Source organism: Microbacterium longlingense (assembly GCF_058349825.2).
The window spans coordinates 126,856-147,296 of the sequence record NZ_JBYRJA020000005.1; the positions used below are offsets into that span (position 1 = coordinate 126,856).

The following is a 20,441-nucleotide window of genomic DNA, read 5'->3' on the forward strand; positions in this document are numbered from 1 at the left end:
CTCTGCTACGGGGTGATGGTGACCTTCGAGAAGTCCTCCTTGGTCACCGGGCTCGGCACCACGCCGTCGACGTGCGGACCGACGACCAGGGCCGGCGGGGTGTGCGCGATCGGCAGCAGCGGGAGGTACTCGGTCATCAGGCGCGTGCTGATGTCCTGGTAGAACGCCAGTCGCTCAGCGGGGTCGGCGATGGCGTCTGCCGTGTCGACATCCGCCGCCAGCTGATCCCCGAAGGGATACAGCCCGGTCTGGAGATAGGTGTCCGTGGAACCGAAGTAGGCGCTGTAGAAGACGTCGGGAGAGTCGTAGTGGTTCGTCCCGCCCAGCAGGAAGGCCGGGGCACGGTTGGCGTAGATGCCGTCGATGTACCCGCCGTTCCAGGGCAGGCTGACCGGGTTGACGGTGATGCCCGCGGCCTCCCAGTCGCTGCGGATCGCCTCGAACACGCGCGAGGGGTCCGGCATGTAGGGGCGGGTCACCTCGGTGGGGTACCACAGGTCGATGGTCAGGTTCGGGTATCCGGCCTCGGCGAGGAGCTTCTTCGCCTGCTCCGGGTCGTAGGGATACGGCTCGACGTCCGGGTTGAATCCGGTCACCAGCTCCGGCAGCAGCTGGCTGGCGACGTACGCGCCCTCGGGAAGCTGGGTGGCCACGAGCTGGTCGCGGTTGGTGGCGTACATGAGGGCCTGACGGACGCGGAGGTCGAGCAGCGCCTCGTTCTCGAGCGGGTTCAGCGCCACGAACATGACGTTGAAGGCGTCCCGGATGAGCACCTTGTTGCCCGCGGCCTCGAGGTCTGCCCAGTCGATCGGGTTCGGCAGGTCGTAGCCGTCGATGCTGCCGGCTTCGAGTTCCTGGCGGCGCTCGTTCTCGCCCGGGATCACCTTGAAGACGATCTCGCCGACACCGGCTTTGTCACCCCAGTAGTCGTCGAAGCGACGCACCGTGATGACGCCGTTGGCCGCGTCGTACTTCTCGAACACGAACGGCCCGGTTCCGGTGGGGTGTGCCGTGGCGTACGCGGGCCAGGTGAAGCCGTCGCCGTCTGCCGCGACGCCATCGGCGTCGTACTCCGCCAGAGCGGTGGGGCTGGAGATCGCGAACGACGAGTACGCCAGCACGGCGGGCATGTGCGATGAGGCCCTGGTCAGGTTCAGCTGGACGCGGTGGTCGTCGAGGACCGCGCAGCCCGCGTAGAGCGACGGCACATCGGCCTGGTCGGCGAATCCGCCGAAGTCGTTGATCCACGAGTAGGAGACGCCGGAGCTCTGCGCGACGCCGGTCTGGTTGTGCCAGCGCTCGAAGTTGGCACAGACGGCATCCGCGTCGAACGCGGTCCCGTCGTGGAAGGTGACGTCGTCACGGAGCTCGAAGACCCACTCTGTGCCGTCATCGCTCGATGTCCACGATGTGGCGAGAGCCGGTTCGACGCCCACACCGCCCTCCTCGAGGCTGAGCAGACCCTCGAAGAGCGTGTCGGTGACCCGGAAGGTCTCGCCGTCGGACGCGTAGAACGGGTCGAACAGCTTGGGCGCCCCGGCCATGCCGAAGGTGAATGTGGCGTCGCTGGCTCCCGCAGACGCGTCATCACGCTGGGACGGCGCGCAGCCGCCGAGGGTGAGAGCGGCCACAAGAGCGAGCGGAAGGACCGCTCTGCGCGCTGTCGAACTTCTCATCGATCTGCCTCCCTGCAAACGACGGATACCTGTTGGTGAGTGTCACTATACAGATGATTAGTGACACTGGATGTTACGCATTTATCACGTTCATGTTGCCTACGGAGATCAAACAATCCGTTGGACCCCGCGCGGACCGGACGTCGTGACACCGCCCCGCCACACCGCGGCGCGGCGCGTCCGGCATCCGCCGGCCGTCGCGCAGGCGAGCACAATGGAGGCATGACCCGCACCGCTCCCCCGGCATCCGCCATCGCCATCGCCGCCGCCCTCGACGTGCTCCTGGTCACCGTGTTCGCGGCCGTGGGACGCGCGAGCCACGGCGCGGATCCGATCGGCGGTCTGTTCGTGACGGCGTGGCCGTTCCTGGTGGCGCTCGTCGCCGGCTGGGCCGCCGCCCTGGCCTGGCGTGCCCCGGCGGCCCCTGTGCGCACCGGGGTTCCGGTGTGGCTGATCACCGTCGCCGGCGGGATGGCGCTGCGCGCCGTCTCCGGTCAGGGCACCGCGATCGCGTTCATCATCGTCGCGGCGCTCACGCTGCTGCTGTTCCTGGTGGGCTGGCGAGCATCGATCACGGGAATCGCGGCGCTGCGACGCCGTCGTGCGACCGACGCCGCCTGAGTCTCACCGCTCCGGGAGCGCAGCAGCACCGGGATCGAGCTCACCGGGAAGCGGCCACCGTCCGCGCCGCTCCCGGAACGCGACACAGGCCTGCAACGCGGGGAAGCCGTGCCTCGACACGTTCGCCGTGAAGCGCGTGCCGTCGGCGGATCGGATCCGCAGCATCCGGTGACCGTCGCGCTCGTCCTCGCGCACCTCGACGATGTCGGCGTACCGGATGCGATGACGCACCCCGAGCGCCGTCCGGTACTCGATCGCCTCCGGGCCGGGCGCGACGTACCAGTTCCACGCCATGACGATCAGGACCAGACCGCCCACGAGCATCGCTGCACCCGTGATGCTCAGTGGGAGCGCTCCGTCCGCCATCGCCAGCGACACCAGCAGGATGAACAGGCCAGCCGCCGCGGCCGCCCACCCGAGGAACGGGATGATCCTCGGCAGCCGCATCCGCCCCTGCGCATCTCCGCCGGGCGCCGTCGCGCGCATCCGCAGCAGCACCGCTGGCACCACGATGGCGGCGACCGCCGTGACGGCGACGCTCAGAACGAGGCGCGACCCGTTCACCCGCCCGCCCCGGCACCGACGCGGCGGCCGAGCGGTGCCGGGGCACCGCTCGATGCCGCCCGGATCCGCGCGCGCCGCCCCCGGGAGATCACGCAGAGAGCTCCGGCCGGTGCGCCTCCGCGCGCGCCGCGACCGCGGCCCGGAGTGTCACGGCCATCTGATCGCGAACCGCCTCGGTCACCGCATCCTCGTCCCGGTGCCGGATCGCCGCGACGATGCGCTCCTGGGCGTCCTGGGTGCGCAGTGCCAGGTCCGGCGACGCGTCGATGCGCTCCCGCGTGATCACCCCGACCACAGAGATCCGGTCGACCACCCGCAGCAGGAGGTCGCCCAGGACCTGGTTTCCGCAGTGCACCGCTGTCGTGCACGCGATCTCGATGCCGCCATAGGCGGCCCTGGCGTAGGCGAGCTCATCGATGCGGCGCCGCATATCGTCGAGGTGCTGCTCCATCCGGGCGATGGCGGCACGGGCGTCGCGGCGCATCAGCCGGAGCGATGCGTCCACCTGGAGCAGCTCACGCACCGTGATGAGGTCTTCCCATACGCCCTCGGCCAGCAGCGAACGGGACAGGATCGGCGCCAGCACCCGCGGAATGCCGGAACGGTCGCGCATCACGGTTCCTCCGTAGCGCCCCGGCTTGACCTCCACCACGCCCTCGGCGGCCAGCGCATGCAGCGCGCGGCGCACATTGTCCCGCGCGACTCCGAGGCTCACCGACAGCTCGGGCAGGTTGGGCAGCCGGTCTCCGGCATCGAGGTCGGTGCGGCGGATGCTGTTGACCAGCGCCAGAACGGCCTGCTCCGCCGTGTCACGCGATGCGACGGGCTCGATCTCGAACGGGTTCGCAGCGTTTGTCGGTGTGCGCTCGACGATCATGCACGTGCCTCCGTGTGGTTGGGAAAGGCACCGGCACTGCCGTCAGCACCGCCATGACCCCCCGGTATTGATGTCAGTATCTCACCCTGTTTCTCACCCTTCGGGTGAAGCCAACGGCCATCTACGCACCGCCGGGTTCCCGAAGGGCGAAACGGAATCCCTGCTCAGCCCAGAAAAAACACCGCTGCCCCTCGCGGCGGCGGCAGACCAGAACCCCCGGAGGACGCCGATCGCCACGCCGGACCACCGCACGTCGCGCCTCCCGGCGCCCGAGCGTTCCGCGGCCAGCACCGGCCGGGCCGTATGCGAGCGCCCCGCCCGCCCGATCAGGCCGTCGAGGCGGGCTCCGGCGCACGGCCGCCGATCGCAGCGGTCGCCGCACGCCCGGCCGCGATGGCGTGCTCGATGCAGAACCGCGCGCCGCCCTCGGGCTTTGCGAAGCCATAGAGCGTGAAGGCCATCGCGACGTCGCCGGCCGCGTCGAACACCGGCACGGCGATGACCCGGATCGACTCCTCGAACTCCGCCGTGATCTCCTCCGGATCGTAGGAGAGGTCCTTCATGAGGGCACGGATCTCGTCGGTGATGAGCGCGTCTGGGTCGTCTGCGAGGCGCTCGACGGCGGCGGCGAACGTGCGCTGGGCGTCGTTGAGGAGGCCGACGGAGTACCCCCGCTCGCGCACCAGCTCGAGACCGCGCCGCTGCCTGGCGCGTTCATCGTCGTCGGCGGCAGCCTTGTCGAGGTAGGCCGTGACCGCCGCGTCGCTCTGGTAGGCGGCGATCACCGAGCCGTTCGGGAGCGCGTAGGGGATGCGGCCGCCCACGAGCATCGCACGACCGCCGGACTCTGGACTGTCGGCGCTGGCCAGCACCACCAGGTCGCCGCCGACCACCTGCGTCGCGATCACCCGACCGCCCGCGTCGCTCGCGAGGGCTTCCATGACGTCGCGCACCCGATCGACCTTGCGCAGCATCTCGGTGGTGATACCGGGGGTCGCCTCGCCCGCGGCCAGCGAGTGCGGGGCGAAACGGCCGTAGCCGCCCTGGAAGAAGAGCAGCGGGAGGGCCTCGTTCTGGATGTCCATCGTCTCGACGAGACCCAGGACCATGAGGTGGTCGCCCGCGTCGGTGACGCTGTGGATCCGGCAGTCGATCCAGGCCACGGCGTCACGGAGCACCGGGTTTCCCAGCGGCGAGAGGAACGTCTCCACGGCCGCGAACTTGTCCGGGTCCTTGGAGGCGAGGGTGCGGACCTCTTGCTCCTGGTCCGCGCTGAAGATGTTCACGCAGAATCGGCCGGTCGCCTCGATCCTGGGCCAGCTCGACGATGTCTTCTGCGGGAGGAAGCCGACCAGCGGCGGATCCATCGAGACGGAGACGAACGTGCCGACGACCATCCCGGCCGGAGTGCCGTCTTCTTGCGTCGTCGTGATCACGCTCACGCCGGTGGGGTACTGACCGAGAACGTTGCGGAAGAACCGCCCGTCGGTGGGATCTCCGGCCACGGGGCCCGCCTCTCTCCGATCGTACAGACTGAGCGGTATGTTATCGCCATCCTCCGTGCTGCGCAATCGTGAGGCGCCGCGGGCCCCCGAGCATGCCCTCCCGGAACGAACGACGATGGTCGGGTACGCCTCCGCGTACCCGACCATCGTTCGCCGGCACCGGATCAGGCCGGCAGCACGCCCGAGGCGCTCCGGCTCCCCCCGAGAGGTCGGAGCGCCGGACGGCGCCGCCGATCCGGCCGGCGTCCATCGCACAGGATGGGTGGTCCCCGCAGCAGACTCGGCCGCGACCACCGACCCCGGGCTGATTCAGAACCAGCCGCCCCGCCGGCGGGAGTGCTGCGCCTCGTCGGCCGGACCGGTGAGGGTGTCGTCGTCGTCGCCGAAGGCGCTGGACGACGACCCGAGCGCCCAGTAGGCGGTTGCGGTGCTCGTGACGCCGTTCAGCGTCACCCAGGCCGTCAGGGTCTGCTTCCGGTCGGGGTGGTTGGCATCGCTCCCGCGGCGCAGGTAGCCGTTGAGGTTGACCTTGCTGTTGACCGTCGGCAGGGTGATGACCGCCCGCTGGGGAGCGAGCTTCTCGCCGCCCTCGCCGATCGGGAGCGACGCGTCGGCGTAGAACCAGATGGAGTTGTCGTCCCAGTCGCCGATCTCGATGGTGACGATCGTCCCGTCGGGCACCGCGTTGCCCGCGCCGTCGGTGACACGGATCTCGACGCCGTTGGCGTACTTGGCCATCTTGTCGCGCGCGCTCGTGTCCGGCCAGCCGTAGTAGTCCTCATCGAAGCCGATGACCGGCGTGACGTTGGTCGCGGCCGCGAGAGGCGACGCGGTGACGGCCACGATGACCGGCACAGACCATGCCGCACCCTTGATGATCGTCCGTCGCTGTACCTGGAACGTGTCGTCGTTCTCCATGAAGATTCTGCCTTCTGCTCGTCGATAGGGCAGACGAAAATGCCCCCCTGCGCCATTAACGTAGGGAAGACATCGAGAACCGTTCCGGCGTCCGCGAGCCGGCCGATCTCGGGCGGATCAGCCCCCGCATCGCGGGCAGCGGATTATGGATCACTTCCCCGGTGCTGTGGTCGTCTCCGTCGCAAGATGACCTCCGGCCGTCGCGAGCTGGCCCCTGGGTCCGACCGATCGCCGGTTCCCGGGACCGCCATGACGGCGTCATGCCGACAACGGGTTCAGCCGACCCGTCGGAAAATGGACCTTCCTCGTCGCTCTCCGGCCCTCACCGGCCGAAGCGACGCCGCCGCCACTCCGTGGGCGTGACGTCGTGCAGATCGACGAAGGCCCGGCGGAGTCGCTTGGCGTTTCCGAAGCCGACGACGTCGGCGACGGATTCCAGCGGCATCTCCCGGCGGTCCAGAAGCAGCATCGCGGCGAGGCGGACCCGGTGCGCGCGAATCGCGTCCGCGACGGTCTCACCGGCCTCGGCGAAGGCGCGCTGCAGCTGGCGGGTCGACACGCTGAGGTCCCTGGCCACCGAGTCCGGGGTGCAGTCCGGGCTGTGGCCGATCTCCGCGATCCGCCGCAGGGCGATGTCCCGGATCCCGTCGAAACGGTGCCCGACCAGGAGCGGCTGGTCCAGTGCCGATGCCGCGCCCGCCGCCGGCACGCCGGCGTGCAGCCCTCCACCGGTGAGGATGTCGATGCCGCGCTGGGTGATCTCGGACCCGCCGACCTCCTGGATCTTCAGCGAAGCGCGCACCGCACGCAGCCGACGGCGCAGCTCACCCGCCGCGAACGGCTTGACGAGGTAGTGGACGACCCCGCGCCGCCGCGCCGCCAGCACGGCCTCGCTGGTCTTCTCCCCGCTGAGGACGATGACCTCGACCGCCGGCCGGTGCGCGGCCAGCCAGTCGAGCAGGTCGATGCCGCTGCCGTCCGGCAGGTGGATGTCCAGGAGCACGATGTCGACGGGACGGGCCGTCAGCGCGTCGATCGCCGCGGTGACGGTCGCCGCCGCCTCGATCAGCTCGATGTCCGGCTCGGTCAGGAGGAACAGCCGATGCAGCTCGGCCGACATCTGATCGTCCTCCACGATCAGCACGCGGATGTGCTCAGGCATCGCGCACCTCCGCACGGGGGTACCTGCCGATGACCACGCGGAATCGCGCGCCGCCCAGGTCGGACGTCTCGAGGAAAGCCCCGCCGCCGGTCAGCTCGGCCGTCGCCCGGACCAGCGCCAGCCCCGTACCGCGCTCTCCTCCCTCCGATCTCGATGAGACGCCCCGGTCGAACACGTTCTCGGCGATCGCCGGAGCGACGCCCGGCCCGCTGTCGTCGACCGCCAGCTCCACCTCGTGCGCGGAGACCGCGACGGACACCACGATCGTGTCGCCGGACCCGCACGCCTCCAGAGCGTTCTTCAGCAGGTTTCCCAGGACCACCTGCACCGATCCCCGCACGCCGGAGGGGAGGGGCGGGATCCGGCTCTCCCCCGTGAGCACCAACGAGACGCCCCGGGAGCGCGCCACCGATGTGTAGGACGCCAGCAGGGCCCGCACGAACGGATCCTCGGCCCGCCCAGCCCACGGCGCCTCGACGTCGTCGTCATCCGCCGTGGCGATGCCGATGAACTCGCGCGCCTGGGGGACGAGACCGAGCTCGAGCAGGCCGGACAGGATGTGCAGGGTGTTGTCGAACTCATGCGCGTGCGAACGCAGCCGATGGGACTGACGAATGGTGTGCTCGAGCTCCTCGACCACGTGCATGAGCTCCGTCCGGTCGTGGATCATGACCAGACGCACCGGTCCGGTCGGCCCCTCGAACTCTCGCTGCGTGCTCACGACCAGGGTGCGGCCGTCGCGCACCAGGATCTGCTCCGCCGATCGTCCCTGGCCGATGCGGTCCCGGACATCGTCTGGCAGGGCCAGCACGGCCGCGTCGTCGAGCGGGCCATCGGGATCGAGGTCGAACACGGCACCCCGCGCGGCGCGATTGGCCCAGAGCACGGTCGCATCGTCCCGGACGGCGATGACGCCGTCCGTCATCGACTCGAGCACGGCCACGTGCTCCTCCCGGAGGGAGCGGACCTCCGCGGGCTCCAGCCCCCGATACGCCTCACGCGTGCGCGCCACCGAGATCCAACGCGCGGCGGGGTAGATGACCATGCCCGCGACCGCGCAGATTCCTGCGATCGGCAACGCCATCTGCCGCATGCGGTCATCGACCCAGTCGAAGTCGAGCTGGGTGTACAACAGGCCGCCGTCGGCGAGCGCCGTGAAGGCGTAGCCCTGGGTGCTGCTGCTCAGCGCGCCGGCGTCGGCGAGGTCGCGGATCCGATCGCGCTCCTCGGGGCTGAGCTCGCCGGCCCACGCGACGATCCGGCCCTCCTCGTCGAGCACGACCGCCACGGCGAGCGGAGCGGCCCCGGCCACGGCCGGCTGCCTGGCCATCACCTCGGCCGCGACGACATCGGAGAACGCCCCGATGAAGTCCTGGGTCACGATCCGGACGACCTGTCCGCGAGCGAAGAACACCGCCAGCACCCACACCAGCGCGAGCACCAGCGCGACGACGACGACCTGAAGGATCGTGATTCGTTCACGCCAACCGACCTTCTTCATTTATCCCCCCTCATCGCAGGGATGTTCCTCCCCTGCGGCTTTGGGACAACAATAAAAGACGGCGTCCACCAACGTCCTCATGTCGGCGACGGGTTTCCGCACGTCCTCGCGACCGTGCGCGCGGCCCCTGCCGGCACGCGGGCTGGCGCGGAGCGCTCGCTCCGAGGGATCAGAAGAGGCCGGATGCTCTGGCTTCCCCCCGGGGCCGCGCATCCGGCCTCTTGTCGTGCGCCACACGGACGAAGCCGTGGGCAAGCCATGATTGCGGCACCGGTTCGATGGCAACGGATGTTCCGCGAGCATCGCCCCGGACCGCGTGTCTCTGAGACCTTCGGACCACCCTTGGCCCGTCTGGACTCCACACTACGAAGTCCGTCGTGGCGCGTCGATGGGGAGAACTACCCATCGACACCGGTTCCCTGCCCGCCCTGCTGCTGCTACGCGTCCCGTGCGCGCGGACCCCCGGACCGCGCGCACGGGAGGGATCACGCGCGCTGTTCGAGCAGCGTGTCGCCGACGTAGCCACCCTCCGCGCACCCCGGAGGGATGGCGAAAACGGCGGATCCCACGGGCGTCGTCCACTCATTGAGCATGTCGAGGGCGGCCAGGCGACGCTGGATCGGCAGGAACTGCCGATCCACGTCGGCCTGGAAGGCCACGAACACCTGACCGGCATCGCTGAGCGCCCCGGCCGCGAGCATCTCCGCCGACGGGGCCTGCTCGTAGTTGTACGAGCGACGCAGGATGCGCTGCCCCCCGTCGCCGGGCTCCCCACGCGCCCTCCGCATGTGCGAGAACGGCGGGATGACAGGCAGGCCCACCGCGGTCTTCGCGGTGAAATCGGGTTCGTCATGCTCCGCGGTCCCGGTGAGGGGTGCGCCATCCGACATCCGGCGCCCCGTGGAGAGCTCTCGTCCGGCCCGGTCGACGCGATCCCACCCCTCGAGATCCATGCGGATGCGACGGATCACCATTCCGGTCCCGCCGGTGAGCCACCCCGCATCGGCACCCGCCCACACGACCTCGTCGAAGTCGACGGTGCCCGCCTTCGGGTTGGCCGTGCCGTCGACCTGGCCGAACAGATTACGCGGCGTCTCCCCCGCGGGGTGGGCCGCAGGCGCACGCAGGAACCCCTGCTGCGACCAGCGGATCCCGGCGAACCGGCGGGCGTCTTTCATCAGCATCCGTGCGGCGTGCGCAACCGTGAGCGGGTCGTCCGCGCCGATCTGCAGCAGCAGATCACCGTCGCAGAAGGCGGGGTCGAGCCGGTCGATGTCGAACACCGGCAGCGGGTGCAGCCACGCCGGAGCGTCTCCGCCGGCGCGCGCGACCAGTCCCGGCCCGAATCCGAACGTGACCGTGAGCCGGGCGGGCGTGACGGCGAGCTCCGGTTCGGAATCGGCCAGCGGCGGTCGCCCGGCGGTGAGGCGGGCCGCGTCTTCACTGAGGATGCGCATCATGCGTCGCAGGCCGTCGCGGTCGGTGTCCGGACGCAGGTCCAGCGCGATCCAGGTCGCGTGCGCCTGCGGCTCTGTGTCGATCCCGGCCTGATGGACACCGGCGAACGGCACGCTCGCGGCGTCCGCCGCTGCCGGCGCCGCGAGCTGCTCCGGCTCGTCCGCCGTTCGCAGCGCGGCATCGATCCCGATCGCGGCAGCCGCCCCGACCCCCGCGACCGCTCCTCCGAGGAGGAACTGCCGCCGCGAGGGACGGTGCGGCGCGCTCACCCGTGCGCTCCGTGCTCGTCGCCCTCCTCGTAGTGCTCGTTCGCGCCGGTGTAGTCCTTCACAGGGAACACCAGATCGAGAGTGGAGTCGTCGTCGAAGACGAGCGTGATGGTCACCTCGTCGCCGGCGATCATCGGCGCGGTCAGCCCCATGAGCATGATGTGCTCACCGCCGGGCTCGAGCAAGAACTGACCGCCCGCCGGCACGATGAAGCCCTCGACCTCCGACATCGACATCTGCCCGCTGCTGTCGGCGGCCGTCGTGTGCAGCTCGGCGTGGTCGGCGGCTACCGACTCCGCCCCCACCACGGTGACGGCGCGATCGGACATGTTGTGCAGCACGCCGAAGGCCGCCGTCATGCCGTCGTCGGCGGCCTTGGCCCATCCCTCGTCGATCGTGATCGCCTCGGCGGCAGAGGAGGAGGCCGTGGCAGCGGGCGCCGGTTCTGGCGTGGCGGAACAGCCGGCGAGCGGCACCGCGAGCGCACCGGCGAGGACGACAGCGGCGAAGACGCGCGAGCGGAGCACGGTCACTCCCAGACGGCGGGCCATGTCAGGCCTCCGTCCCGGAGTCGTGCTCGGTGGCCCTGCGGCGGCGAGCGGCGAAGACGGCCAGCAGCACGACCAGGGCGACCACGGCGCCGCCGGCGCCGATCAGCACCGTGCGCAGGGTGCTGTCGTCCGTCGCGGGCTGGGGGGCGGCGGTCACGTCCGGGTCCGGGTCCGCCGCCGGGGTGGTGGCCGCGGGGGCCGGGGCCGCAGAGCTCGTGACGGCGGGCTCAGGAGTCGCCGTCTCGGCCGGCGCGGGATCGGCGCCCTGCGCGACCGTGAAGGGGATCATGCCGTCGATCGGATGCCCGTCGGACGAGACGACGCGCCAGCGCACCTCGTATGCGCCTGCCGGCATATCGGCGGCGGCGAGCGGCACGGTGACGGTGGTGTCGTCGATGACGATCTCGCCGTCGACCCAGTCGTGTCCCGCGTCATCGACGACGATGACCTCGGTTCCGGCGCCTCCGCCGAGGTCCATGATCGCGGCGGAATAGGTCAGTCGCACCTCGGCGGGTGCGGTGTCGAGCGCCTCGTTCTGCTGGGGCGAGCTGTCGATGAGCTGATCGTGGGCCGATGCCGGCCCGGCCACGCCGACGAGGGCGATGGCCGCGGCCGCCGCGGCGACGAGGATGGTGCGAATACGCATGGTTCTGCCTTCCGGCCTCGCCGAGCGAGGCCTGCGGAATGCCGACGGCGATCGCCGGCATGTCGATCTCCGGGCGCGCGACACGTCGTCGCGCGCGGTGGCCACCCCGCCTGGTGGCCACAGCACACCGGCGAAGAGGGGCGCGCCCCGAGGGGCGGGCTAGACCGCGCAGAGCGCGGGAGGGCCCCGCCGCCGGAGAGAGCGGAGGATCGGCGACGGAGCGGCGTCCGCTCGCACGACGACGAGAACGCGACGGCGCACCGAACGGACCACGACGGGCGCGGGGGTGATGCGCCGCCCCAGTCGCTCCACGAGATCGCGGGCGAGGGTCCGCAGCGCCTCGACGGCGCGCTCCCCGCGGAACAGGGCCAGCGTGGTGACCAGAGCGGCCGCCGCATGACCGAGGATCATCGCCGCGTCGACAGAGACGGCGATGGCCGGGAGGACGTCGGCCTCCGGCCCGGAGAACAGCATCGCCCCGTGCACGTGGCCGCCGGTGAAGCCGGTGACCGAGATCGCGCCGAGCACGAACAGCACGTGGAAGAGCGCCTGGCTCAGGATCACCGCTGCTCCCAGACGGACCAGCGAGGCACGGCGCCCGGCGAGGAGGGTGCAGGTCATCAGGGCCAGCACCCAGGGGACGATGATTCCGAGCGCGCCCGGCACGGCGCCGCCCGCCGCCACGTGGCAGAGCAGCGCGACGAACGTCGCCGTCGAGGCGGCGACAGCGCCCCGCAGAAGGCGGGGCAGCCGGGATGCGCGCATGCCTCCATCATGCCAGGCGCCTCCGCCGTGCCTCACGCGATCCGCCCGTTCCGTCGAGCCGCGGGATCGATCGAGCTGACGTCGGTCATCCGGCCGTCCCTGCTCGACACGGCGCCGGGAAGGCCCGCGCCGAGCAGTGTGCCGCGGTCCCGGTCGCACGGTCGTCGCACTCCCTCAGCACCCGTCGGCGCAGCACCCGCACCGGCTCAGACGCGGCGCAGCCGATCTCCGGCGGGGAAGCCGATCTCGTAGAAGAGCTGGTCCGCACCCACCGCCTGGCTGCTCCAGTCGTCCCTCTTCAGGCGAATGCCCGCGGGCGACACCTCCGTGATCCGCACCCGCAGCCACGCGGCATGCTCGTCTGCGTCGTCCTCGTCTGCGTCGTCCTCGTCTGCCTCGTCCAGTCGCACCTCATACGCATCGGCCAGGTAGCCGATGCCGAGCGCGTCGAGCGCCTCCTCGGCGGTGAGCCAGTCGACGGCGCCGGTGCGGGCCCGGCCGAGCCTGTCGCGCACGACGAAACCGTCCGGCCGGGGCTCCATCCAGCCCAGCAGCTCCCGATCGCCCTCCCGGCGGTGCTCGATCCAGTCGTCCATCCGGCCGACACTACCCGCAGCCGCACCGCATCGCTCGCCGCGCCGGCCCGGGTTCCACGCGGCGTGAGCCTATGCCGCTACGGGCTTCTCGCACAGGATGTCGCGCAGGACCGTCGCCTCGCTGATGTCGTCGCGCTTGGCCGCCGTGAGCAGGGTGAGGGTTCCTGCGGCCGCCCTGGCCCGCAGATCGTCGAGCGCCTTCGCGCGCACCGGGTCGGCGAGTTCGTCGCGGTAGCGGCGGGAGAACGCGTCGAAGCGCTCAGGGTCGTGCCCGTACCACACGCGCAACGCGGTCGACGGGGCGACGTCTCGGCACCATTCGGCGAGCTGCGCACGCTCCTTGCTCACGCCGCGCGGCCACAGCCGATCGACCAGCACCCGCGCGCCGTCGCTGTGCTCTGCGGGCTCGTAGACACGCTTCACGCGCACATCCGGCATCGTCGTCATCCGCCTCACCCTTCGTTCCGGTGCTCCCAGCTTCGCTGTTCGCGGCGGCGACCGGAAGAGGAAGGGCTACGCCGGCGCTGTGCCGAGCAACCGGCCGAACAGCCGGACCAGGAGCTCCTGATCCGGGCGCTCCCCGAGCACGGCGTGCACGGTCGCGCCATCCATCAGCAGCACCGCGCCGCGGGCGGCATCGGCCCCCACGTGGGTGGTGAGGATCTCGGTCATCCCCTCGGTCCACCGGTCCACGAGCGGACGCAGCGTCGGATCGGCCACGACCGCGCCGAACACCTCCCAGGTGCGCCGCACCTCCTCCGGCTCGAGCAGGAACTCGCAGAGATACGCCGCGAGGATCTCCGGCGTGCAGCCGCGGGCCGCGATCATCGCGCTGGCATCGTCGAGCTCCGCGGCAAGCTCGTCCGAGAGCAGTCGCAGCGCGTCCTCGACGAGCTCGTCGAGCGAGGAGAAATAGCGTGTCGTCGAGCCGAGCGACGCCCCCGCACGCTGAGCGACCAGACGGTGCGTGACCTTGGCGATACCGACCTCGGTGATGAGCTCCGCCGCCGCTGCGACGATCTGCCGGCGACGACCCTCCGGGTCGTGCCGCCCGGGAGGGACGACCGGCACCGCTGCCGTACGCGATGTCTCCGTTGCGCTCATCGTGCGCCCTCCGCCCCGTCCGGTCCCTGCCCGTAGGCGCCGATCGCCCGCGTGAACACCGTGAGCCACGCGAAGAGCAGACCGGCGGCGATGAACTCCATTCCGGTGAGGTTGTAATACCCGATCGGCACCCACAGCAGTGCGGCGCCGATGATCCCGACGATCACCAGCACCGAGAACCCGGACACCTCGCGCGGCAGCCCCGGCAGCATCCGCAGCGCACAGCCGACGAACACCGCGAAGACGACCACCATGCCCGATGCCGCGCCCACGTGCACCACGAAGTTCACGGCGTCCGGCACCAGCCCGACGACCATCAGGCAGAGCCCGATACCGGAGAAGAGCCAGGCGAACAGCGACACCCGGCTGCCCGGATCGTGGCCGCGCACGACGAGACCGCGCTCGATATCGTGCGCGATGTAGCCGGCGAGCGCGGTGAGCACGAGCCCGGTGAGGATGAGGGAGAGGTTGAAGCGGTAGCCAGAGACCGCGTTGGCGTTGCCGAGCTGCGAGAAGTGCAGCTGCCACCAGGAGTCGTCCGGCGCGGAGATCATGCTCGCCATCGTCCCGACGAACAGCACGAGGGTGGCCAGCAGCGCCAGCCCCTCCGCCGTGACGCGGGAGCCGGCGAGCACCGCGGTGTAGGTGAACGCCGCGGCGGCCGCACCGGTCAGCGCTCCCCCGCCCAGCGCGTCGATCGTGAGCCCGCGGAAAGCCAGCTGGAACAGCTGGGCGACCGCCAGCACGATGAAGTACGACAGCATCGCCATCGCGAGCGACGTGGAGAGCACATCGAGCACGCGCTTGGCGATGGGGATCCGCGCGCGCCACGGTGCAGCGCCGCGGCGCTGGGCGAGCACGGATGCCGTGGCGAACGCCACGCCGCCCAGGGCCGCGGTGATCCAGCCGGCGAGCTCCCCGATCGACACCGCGCCGGGCCGGGCGAGCGTGCCCGCGAGCGGCCAGCGCTCACCCGACAGCGTCACGAAGATCATGGCCAGCAGGCCGCCGACGATCAGGGCGACGAGGGCCCACCGCGTCGCGACGGCCTCGAGACGGGCCGTGTACCTGCGCTGATCGATGGTGCTCATCCCCTCATCCTGCCGCGGTCCTGCGTCGTCCGCTGCGCACGCGGCGCGGCACGACGGGATTGCGGACATCGCTCGCATACGGTACAAATGTACCAAAGACCGGAACGACCGACAGCGCCCGCGCGCGCCCGGAGCACACCATGACGCAGACCATCCCCACCGTCGCATCCTCCCCCGCCACCGGCATCCCCCGCGCCCGCCGGTGGGCTGCCCTGGCCGTCCTGACCGCGAGCCTGCTCGTGATCACGATGGACATGACGATCCTCAACATCGCCCTGCCCGAGATGGCCGGGGACCTGCACCCCACCGCTCAGCAGCAGCTGTGGATCATCGACATCTACTCGCTCGTGCTCGCCGGGCTGCTGGTCTCCTCCGCGGCGATCGCCGACCGGTGGGGCCGCAAGCGCATGCTCATGCTCGGCTACACGATCTTCGCCGCGGCGTCCGTGCTGGTCCTCTTCGCCGATTCGGCCGCGATGGTCATCGCCATCCGCGCCCTGCTCGGCATCGGCGGCGCGATGATCATGCCCACCACGCTCTCCCTGATCCGCGTGGTCTTCGCCGACCCCGCTGAGCGCGCCACCGCGCTCAGCATCTGGGCCGCTGTCTCCGGCCTCGGCGCCGCCGTCGGCCCGCTCGTGGGCGGCCTGCTGCTGGAGCACTTCTCCTGGCACGCGGCGTTCCTCATCAACATCCCGCTCATGGTCGCCGGTGTCATCGCCGGGCTGCTCATCCTCCCCGAGTCGCGCGTCGAGAACCCCGGCCCCTGGGATGCGGTCGCCGCAGCCCTGTCCCTCGTGGGCATGGTGGGCCTGGTCTGGTCGATCAAGGAGTTCGGCAAGCAGGCCAGCTTCGCCGTGCCGCTCGCCTGGGCCGCCCTCGCGATCGCCGCCGCAGCGCTCGGCTGGTTCATCGCGCGCTGCCTGCGCAGCCCGCATCCCCTCCTCGATCTCGGCCTGTTCCGGCGCCGCCCCTTCGCGGCGGGCATCATCGCCGCGCTCGGCTCGACGTTCGCGATGATCGCGGCGCTCCTGCTCATCGCGCAGTGGCTGCAGCTGGTCGACGGCGCCAGCCCCCTCGAAGCGGGCGTGCGCCTCATCCCGGTCGCCCTCGCCGGCGCCGTCGCCTCGCTGCTCGCCCCGCCGCTCGCCCGGCTGATCGGGGCGCGCGCGGTGCTCGCCGGCGGCCTCGCGATCGCCGCAACAGGGATGCTCGTCATCGGCTTCCTCGGCTCCGGGCTGAACCTGGCCGGTGTCGTCGTCGCCCTCGTGCTGGTGGGCATCGGCACGGGTTCGCTGGCGATCGCATCCGCGATGATCATGTCGTCCACCCCCGAGGAGAAGGCCGGCAATGCCGGGGCCCTCGAAGAGACCTCCTACGAGCTCGGCGGCACGCTGGGCGTGGCGATCCTCGGGAGCATCGCGGCGATCATCTATCGCACGGAGCTGCGCGAGACCGCCTCTTTCGCCGCACTGCGCTCCGCCGATGCCGGCGTCGCCGACCAGGCGGCAGAGTCGCTGGGCGCTGCGGCCGCCATCGCCGGCGAGGCGGGGATGCCCGATCTCGCCGCACAGGCCGGCCAGGCGTTCACGCATTCGCTGCAGGCCGCCGGCTACGCGGGCGGTGCCGTCATGCTCGCCGTCGCCGTGCTGGTGTTCTTCATCGTCCCGAAGGGCACGGACGTGACCGGAGGGTCGCACTGACGCCCGGCCCCCGCGGGCGGATGCGCCGGACGACGCCCGCCGAGTGTCACAGCCCGGTCACGGCCCGGCGACGCGCCGCGTGTCATCCGCCCCGGCCGGTCGCAGGTGCGAGACTTCCGGGATGAGCAGCTGGACTCCTTCGGAGCTCACCGCGATCGACACCCCTCCCGCCATCGGCATCGCCGCGCGGAGGTCGGATGGCACCCTCCGCAGGCCGGTGCCGATCGCCCTGGCCCGGGTGGGTGAGGATCTGTACGTGCGAGCCGCCTTCGGCCCCGAGACAAAGTGGTATCAGCACGCCATCGATGCCGGAGCCGGTCGCATCTCGACCGCGGGCGCGGAGTGGGATGTGCGGTTCGAGCACGTCTCCCCCGACGACCGCGAGCTGCACGATGCGCTCGATGCGGTGTTCACCGAGAAGTACGAGGGCCTCTACGGCAAGGCGTCGATCGGCCGCGTGATCGGCGACGGGCCCGCACGCTTCACGCTCCGCCTGGTGCGCACCCCCTCACCCGCCTGACCCCGCCGTCTCGTCGCCCCGTCGTCCTCGAATCCACCGCTGCAGACACGCCAGGAGCATGGATTCGGCGCGCACCCGGCGGGTTCGGCGAAGAAGAGGAGGGGTGAGGCTAGGGCCGGGCGGCGCAGGGGACGCACATCGTCGCGGCGGGACGCGCCTCCAGCCGGCCGGGGGCGATCGGCTCACCGCACCGGACGCACACGCCATACGTGCCGTTCTCGCAGCGCGCGAGTGCGGCGACCAGGTCGGCGCGCTCCGTCTGCGCGAAGCGACGCAGGCCATCGAGACGCTGCCACTCCGCCGACAGCGGCGAGCCCTCCGGATCGTGCTCGTCGTCGGCCGCCCCGTCGGCGCGGTCCACGAGGATGCTGCGCTCATCGCGTTCGACGCGCGCGAGCAGCTCGTCGAACTCGCGCAGGCGCTCCTCGATCAGCGCGCGGGCAACGTGACTCATACCGCGCGAGCGTAGCCGAGATGCCTACCGCAGCGGGTCGAACGGGGCGATCTCCGGCGCGGTGCGCCCCGTGACGATCCGCTCCGCGAGCAGCTTGCCCGTCGCCGGGCCCAGCACGATGCCCCACATGCCGTGCCCCCCGGCGACGAATACGCCCGGAGCGCGCGTTGCGCCCACCAGCGGCAGGCCGTCGGGAGTGACCGGACGTGACCCGACCCACTCGTCCTGACGATCGTCCAGATCAAGACCGGTGAACAGCTCCCTGGCCTGATTGACGATGGCCTCCACCCGCCGGGGCTGGAAGGGCTCGTCTGGCCCACGGAACTCCATCGTGCCGGCGATCCGGAAGCGTCCCTGGTAGGGCGTGCACGCGATGCGCTGGGACGGCAGGTAGACCGGGTGCTCCGCCGGCTGATCGGTCGCCACCGTGAACGAGTAACCGCGCCCCGCCTGCACCCGCACCTTCACCCCGAGCTGCCGGGCCAGGCGCGGCAGCCACGCCCCGGTCGCGATGACGACGGAGTCCGCGTCGATCCGCTCCCCGTCGCTCAGCACGACCCACGGCTCCCCGTCGGAGCCGACCGTGCGCACCGCGGCCCCCGTGCGCAGCGTGCCACCGCGCGCCACGACCGCATCGGCGAGCGCCTGGACATAGACGTCGGGCTCGATGAACCGCTGACCGTCCAGGCGATACGCCACCTGAACGGCATCGGACAGCATGGGCGCGAGCTCACGGGGGTTGTCGATGCGCTCGAACGGCACATCCTGCCCGTGCCGGATGACGCCCTCGATCTCGTGCAGGAAGCCCTTCGCGCGATCCTCGGCGGTGAAGCCGACCACGAACGGGCCCTCCCGGGTCCACGCGTCGACGCCGCCGTCACGCAGCTCGTCGAAGGCCGCGAGCGCGATCCGGTCGATCGGGGTGAGCGCAGCCATGGTGCGATCCCACGCGCGCGCGGTGCCGTGCGCGGCGAAGCGCGCCAGGAAAGACCACAGACCGAGGTCGAAGCGGAAGGGCACATGCAGAGCGGCATCCGGATCGAGAAGAGCAGTCGGTCCGTACGTCCACAGGCCAGGATCCGCGAGCGGGATGCACTTGCCGGGTGTGAGCCACCCCGCGTTGCCCCACGAAGAACCGGCGGCGACGCCGGTACGGTCCACGACCGTCACCTCGACACCGTGCTCCTGCAGGTACCAGGCCGTGGACAGTCCCACCATCCCGGCGCCGATCACGATCGCGCGCGCCATCGCGACTCCTTCTCTCGGTGAACAGCTCGTGCAACCATTGTGGGGAATCTTTTGGCTGACGCTACTGTTTGTGAAGAAACAGGAGCCAAAATGACCGATCTCCGCGGAATCTCCTCCGCATCCCCCGATTCGCCGTCGATGACAGCGAGTTCTTCCGGTCGCGCCGCCCCGGCAGCCGCCTCGTCCGCGGATGGCGGGCTGGACGCGATCGACCTGGCGATCATCGATGCCCTCGAGCACGACGGCCGCGCCTCGAACACCGAGCTCGCGCGTCGCGTCGGCGTCGCCGAGTCGACCTGTCACAAGCGGGTGCGGGCGCTGATCGACCGCGGCGTCATCACCGGGTTCCGCGCAGAGGTCTCCCCGGCCGCCCGCGGGCTGCATCTCGAAGCTCTCATCACCATCCGGCTGCACGCGCATGCGCGGGGCGACCTGCGCCGGTTCCAGGCCTATCTGGAGGAGCTGCCGGCCACGCAGCGGGTGTACTTCGTCGCGGGCGACCGCGACTTCCTGCTGCATGTCGCGGTGCGCGACGCTGCGGCGCTGCGCGAGCTCGTCTCGGACACCCTGAGCCTGCGGCCGGAGGTGGCGGCGACCAGCACGAGCCTCATCTTCGAGCACGCGCCCCGCCGCGCTCGCCCGGCGGCCCGGTGAGCCGCGTCGCCCGGTTCCGCCTGGCCGGACGCCGCACTCAGGCAGCATCGGCACCGAAACCCCCGTTGGTCCGGCCACGGCCTGCTGCGGCCGATTCTGCCTGAGTAAGGAACGAGGGCCGACGGCCACGGAGCTCGGATAGCGTAGCGACATGGCTGACTACACCGCATATGAAGCAGGCGCGATCGACACCTGGGACGGCAAGACGTTCGTCGACGGGGAGCTGGGCATGAAGAACGTCGGCATGTCGGTGAACTCCACCGCACCCGGGGCGGACGGTTCGACGATGTGGCACAGCCACTCCAAGCTGGAGGAGCTGTACATCTTCCTCGCCGGCTGGGGCGAGCTGGCGATCGACGACGAGGTCGTCCCGGTGCAGCCGGGCACGATCGTGCGCGTCGGCGCGAACGCGATGCACACGCTGCGCGCCTACCCGGACAGCTCCACGCCGCTGAAGTGGCTGTGCGTGCGCGCGGCGGGCGAGCCGCTGGCGGCGGTCGGCGAGGACTGGTCGATCGACAACGACCGCGCGTTCCCCTGGGCGCCGTGACCAGGGGC

22 protein-coding genes are annotated in these 20,441 nt (G+C 71.0%); 5 read left to right on the forward strand and 17 right to left on the reverse strand.

Going from position 1 to position 20,441, the window contains the following annotated elements; all coding sequences use genetic code 11:
* Positions 1–5 precede the first annotated feature (5 nt).
* Positions 6–1,676, reverse strand: coding sequence for an ABC transporter substrate-binding protein (locus AC3RXY_RS08855; protein ID WP_491510541.1), 1,671 nt, complete (start codon positions 1,674–1,676; stop codon positions 6–8).
* 222 nt (positions 1,677–1,898) lie between these two features.
* Here AC3RXY_RS08855 and AC3RXY_RS08860 point away from each other — a divergent pair, with 222 nt between their 5' ends.
* Positions 1,899–2,297: a DUF3054 domain-containing protein gene (locus tag AC3RXY_RS08860; RefSeq protein ID WP_491510542.1), complete on the forward strand. Its 399-nt coding sequence runs from the start codon at positions 1,899–1,901 to the stop codon at positions 2,295–2,297.
* 3 nt (positions 2,298–2,300) lie between these two features.
* Here AC3RXY_RS08860 and AC3RXY_RS08865 read toward each other — a convergent pair whose 3' ends face one another.
* The 14 genes from AC3RXY_RS08865 to AC3RXY_RS08930 all read right to left on the reverse strand — a co-directional run bounded on the left by AC3RXY_RS08865 (position 2,301) and on the right by AC3RXY_RS08930 (position 15,304).
* On the reverse strand, positions 2,301–2,861 hold the full coding sequence (locus tag AC3RXY_RS08865) for a hypothetical protein (protein ID WP_491510543.1): 561 nt from the start codon (positions 2,859–2,861) through the stop codon (positions 2,301–2,303).
* An 88-nt stretch (positions 2,862–2,949) separates the two neighbouring features.
* The gene (locus tag AC3RXY_RS08870; RefSeq protein WP_491510544.1) at positions 2,950–3,738 is read right to left on the reverse strand and encodes a FadR/GntR family transcriptional regulator; all 789 of its coding nucleotides are present in this window, start codon (positions 3,736–3,738) and stop codon (positions 2,950–2,952) included.
* 326 nt (positions 3,739–4,064) lie between these two features.
* Positions 4,065–5,243, reverse strand: a complete 1,179-nt coding sequence (locus AC3RXY_RS08875) for a flavin reductase (RefSeq protein WP_491510545.1) — start codon at positions 5,241–5,243, stop codon at positions 4,065–4,067.
* Positions 5,244–5,552: 309 nt separating this feature from the next.
* The gene (locus AC3RXY_RS08880) at positions 5,553–6,161 is read right to left on the reverse strand and encodes a hypothetical protein (protein ID WP_491510546.1); all 609 of its coding nucleotides are present in this window, start codon (positions 6,159–6,161) and stop codon (positions 5,553–5,555) included.
* Positions 6,162–6,483: 322 nt separating this feature from the next.
* Positions 6,484–7,323: a response regulator gene (locus AC3RXY_RS08885; protein ID WP_491510547.1), complete on the reverse strand. Its 840-nt coding sequence runs from the start codon at positions 7,321–7,323 to the stop codon at positions 6,484–6,486.
* Positions 7,316–8,824 (reverse strand): sensor histidine kinase, encoded by a 1,509-nt coding sequence (locus AC3RXY_RS08890; RefSeq protein ID WP_491510548.1) that lies wholly within the window; start codon positions 8,822–8,824, stop codon positions 7,316–7,318. The genes AC3RXY_RS08885 and AC3RXY_RS08890 overlap by 8 nt, the downstream gene beginning before the upstream one ends.
* A gap of 485 nt (positions 8,825–9,309) precedes the next feature.
* Positions 9,310–10,551 carry a Dyp-type peroxidase gene (locus tag AC3RXY_RS08895; protein ID WP_491510549.1) on the reverse strand — a complete coding sequence of 414 codons (1,242 nt, stop codon included), beginning with the start codon at positions 10,549–10,551 and terminating at the stop codon, positions 9,310–9,312.
* Complete coding sequence (locus AC3RXY_RS08900; RefSeq protein WP_491510550.1) at positions 10,548–11,102, reverse strand: copper chaperone PCu(A)C; 555 nt, start codon at positions 11,100–11,102, stop codon at positions 10,548–10,550. Before AC3RXY_RS08900 ends, AC3RXY_RS08895 begins: the two co-directional genes overlap by 4 nt.
* Position 11,103: 1 nt before the next feature.
* Positions 11,104–11,748 carry a copper resistance CopC family protein gene (locus tag AC3RXY_RS08905; RefSeq protein ID WP_491510551.1) on the reverse strand — a complete coding sequence of 215 codons (645 nt, stop codon included), beginning with the start codon at positions 11,746–11,748 and terminating at the stop codon, positions 11,104–11,106.
* Positions 11,749–11,907: 159 nt separating this feature from the next.
* Positions 11,908–12,513: a hypothetical protein gene (locus AC3RXY_RS08910; RefSeq protein ID WP_491510552.1), complete on the reverse strand. Its 606-nt coding sequence runs from the start codon at positions 12,511–12,513 to the stop codon at positions 11,908–11,910.
* Positions 12,514–12,719: 206 nt separating this feature from the next.
* Positions 12,720–13,109, reverse strand: a complete 390-nt coding sequence (locus tag AC3RXY_RS08915; protein ID WP_491510553.1) for a hypothetical protein — start codon at positions 13,107–13,109, stop codon at positions 12,720–12,722.
* Between the two features lie 69 nt (positions 13,110–13,178).
* Positions 13,179–13,556, reverse strand: a complete 378-nt coding sequence (locus AC3RXY_RS08920) for a DUF488 domain-containing protein (protein ID WP_491510554.1) — start codon at positions 13,554–13,556, stop codon at positions 13,179–13,181.
* 66 nt (positions 13,557–13,622) lie between these two features.
* Positions 13,623–14,213: a TetR/AcrR family transcriptional regulator gene (locus AC3RXY_RS08925; RefSeq protein WP_491510555.1), complete on the reverse strand. Its 591-nt coding sequence runs from the start codon at positions 14,211–14,213 to the stop codon at positions 13,623–13,625.
* Positions 14,210–15,304 carry a DUF998 domain-containing protein gene (locus tag AC3RXY_RS08930; protein WP_491510556.1) on the reverse strand — a complete coding sequence of 365 codons (1,095 nt, stop codon included), beginning with the start codon at positions 15,302–15,304 and terminating at the stop codon, positions 14,210–14,212. The genes AC3RXY_RS08925 and AC3RXY_RS08930 overlap by 4 nt, the downstream gene beginning before the upstream one ends.
* A 140-nt stretch (positions 15,305–15,444) precedes the next feature.
* Here AC3RXY_RS08930 and AC3RXY_RS08935 point away from each other — a divergent pair, with 140 nt between their 5' ends.
* Both AC3RXY_RS08935 and AC3RXY_RS08940 read left to right on the forward strand, forming a co-directional pair.
* Entirely contained in the window at positions 15,445–17,007 is a 1,563-nt protein-coding gene (locus tag AC3RXY_RS08935; RefSeq protein ID WP_491510557.1) for an MFS transporter, read from the forward strand.
* Positions 17,008–17,128: 121 nt separating this feature from the next.
* Complete coding sequence (locus tag AC3RXY_RS08940; protein ID WP_491510558.1) at positions 17,129–17,527, forward strand: DUF2255 family protein; 399 nt, start codon at positions 17,129–17,131, stop codon at positions 17,525–17,527.
* Positions 17,528–17,636: 109 nt separating this feature from the next.
* Here AC3RXY_RS08940 and AC3RXY_RS08945 read toward each other — a convergent pair whose 3' ends face one another.
* The gene (locus AC3RXY_RS08945) at positions 17,637–17,981 is read right to left on the reverse strand and encodes a TraR/DksA family transcriptional regulator (RefSeq protein WP_491510559.1); all 345 of its coding nucleotides are present in this window, start codon (positions 17,979–17,981) and stop codon (positions 17,637–17,639) included.
* Positions 17,982–18,005: 24 nt separating this feature from the next.
* The gene (locus tag AC3RXY_RS08950) at positions 18,006–19,229 is read right to left on the reverse strand and encodes an NAD(P)/FAD-dependent oxidoreductase (protein WP_491510560.1); all 1,224 of its coding nucleotides are present in this window, start codon (positions 19,227–19,229) and stop codon (positions 18,006–18,008) included.
* Positions 19,230–19,319: 90 nt separating this feature from the next.
* On the opposite strand from AC3RXY_RS08950, the gene AC3RXY_RS08955 reads away from it, so the two are divergent.
* The gene (locus tag AC3RXY_RS08955) at positions 19,320–19,883 is read left to right on the forward strand and encodes an Lrp/AsnC family transcriptional regulator (protein ID WP_491510561.1); all 564 of its coding nucleotides are present in this window, start codon (positions 19,320–19,322) and stop codon (positions 19,881–19,883) included.
* 151 nt (positions 19,884–20,034) lie between these two features.
* On the forward strand, positions 20,035–20,433 hold the full coding sequence (locus tag AC3RXY_RS08960) for a cupin domain-containing protein (RefSeq protein ID WP_491510562.1): 399 nt from the start codon (positions 20,035–20,037) through the stop codon (positions 20,431–20,433).
* The last annotated feature ends 8 nt before the right edge of the window (positions 20,434–20,441 follow it).

Coding starts and splice junctions, on each gene's coding strand:
- AC3RXY_RS08855 (WP_491510541.1), bottom strand. CDS start 1,676: ATGAGAAGTTCGACAGCGCGCAGAGCGGTCCTTCCGCTCGCTCTTGTG.
- AC3RXY_RS08860 (WP_491510542.1), top strand. CDS start 1,899: ATGACCCGCACCGCTCCCCCGGCATCCGCCATCGCCATCGCCGCCGCC.
- AC3RXY_RS08870 (WP_491510544.1), bottom strand. CDS start 3,738: ATGATCGTCGAGCGCACACCGACAAACGCTGCGAACCCGTTCGAGATC.
- AC3RXY_RS08880 (WP_491510546.1), bottom strand. CDS start 6,161: ATGGAGAACGACGACACGTTCCAGGTACAGCGACGGACGATCATCAAG.
- AC3RXY_RS08885 (WP_491510547.1), bottom strand. CDS start 7,323: ATGCCTGAGCACATCCGCGTGCTGATCGTGGAGGACGATCAGATGTCG.
- AC3RXY_RS08890 (WP_491510548.1), bottom strand. CDS start 8,824: ATGAAGAAGGTCGGTTGGCGTGAACGAATCACGATCCTTCAGGTCGTC.
- AC3RXY_RS08900 (WP_491510550.1), bottom strand. CDS start 11,102: ATGGCCCGCCGTCTGGGAGTGACCGTGCTCCGCTCGCGCGTCTTCGCC.
- AC3RXY_RS08905 (WP_491510551.1), bottom strand. CDS start 11,748: ATGCGTATTCGCACCATCCTCGTCGCCGCGGCGGCCGCGGCCATCGCC.
- AC3RXY_RS08910 (WP_491510552.1), bottom strand. CDS start 12,513: ATGCGCGCATCCCGGCTGCCCCGCCTTCTGCGGGGCGCTGTCGCCGCC.
- AC3RXY_RS08915 (WP_491510553.1), bottom strand. CDS start 13,109: ATGGACGACTGGATCGAGCACCGCCGGGAGGGCGATCGGGAGCTGCTG.
- AC3RXY_RS08920 (WP_491510554.1), bottom strand. CDS start 13,556: ATGACGACGATGCCGGATGTGCGCGTGAAGCGTGTCTACGAGCCCGCA.
- AC3RXY_RS08925 (WP_491510555.1), bottom strand. CDS start 14,213: ATGAGCGCAACGGAGACATCGCGTACGGCAGCGGTGCCGGTCGTCCCT.
- AC3RXY_RS08930 (WP_491510556.1), bottom strand. CDS start 15,304: ATGAGCACCATCGATCAGCGCAGGTACACGGCCCGTCTCGAGGCCGTC.
- AC3RXY_RS08935 (WP_491510557.1), top strand. CDS start 15,445: ATGACGCAGACCATCCCCACCGTCGCATCCTCCCCCGCCACCGGCATC.
- AC3RXY_RS08940 (WP_491510558.1), top strand. CDS start 17,129: ATGAGCAGCTGGACTCCTTCGGAGCTCACCGCGATCGACACCCCTCCC.
- AC3RXY_RS08945 (WP_491510559.1), bottom strand. CDS start 17,981: ATGAGTCACGTTGCCCGCGCGCTGATCGAGGAGCGCCTGCGCGAGTTC.
- AC3RXY_RS08950 (WP_491510560.1), bottom strand. CDS start 19,229: ATGGCGCGCGCGATCGTGATCGGCGCCGGGATGGTGGGACTGTCCACG.
- AC3RXY_RS08955 (WP_491510561.1), top strand. CDS start 19,320: ATGACCGATCTCCGCGGAATCTCCTCCGCATCCCCCGATTCGCCGTCG.
- AC3RXY_RS08960 (WP_491510562.1), top strand. CDS start 20,035: ATGGCTGACTACACCGCATATGAAGCAGGCGCGATCGACACCTGGGAC.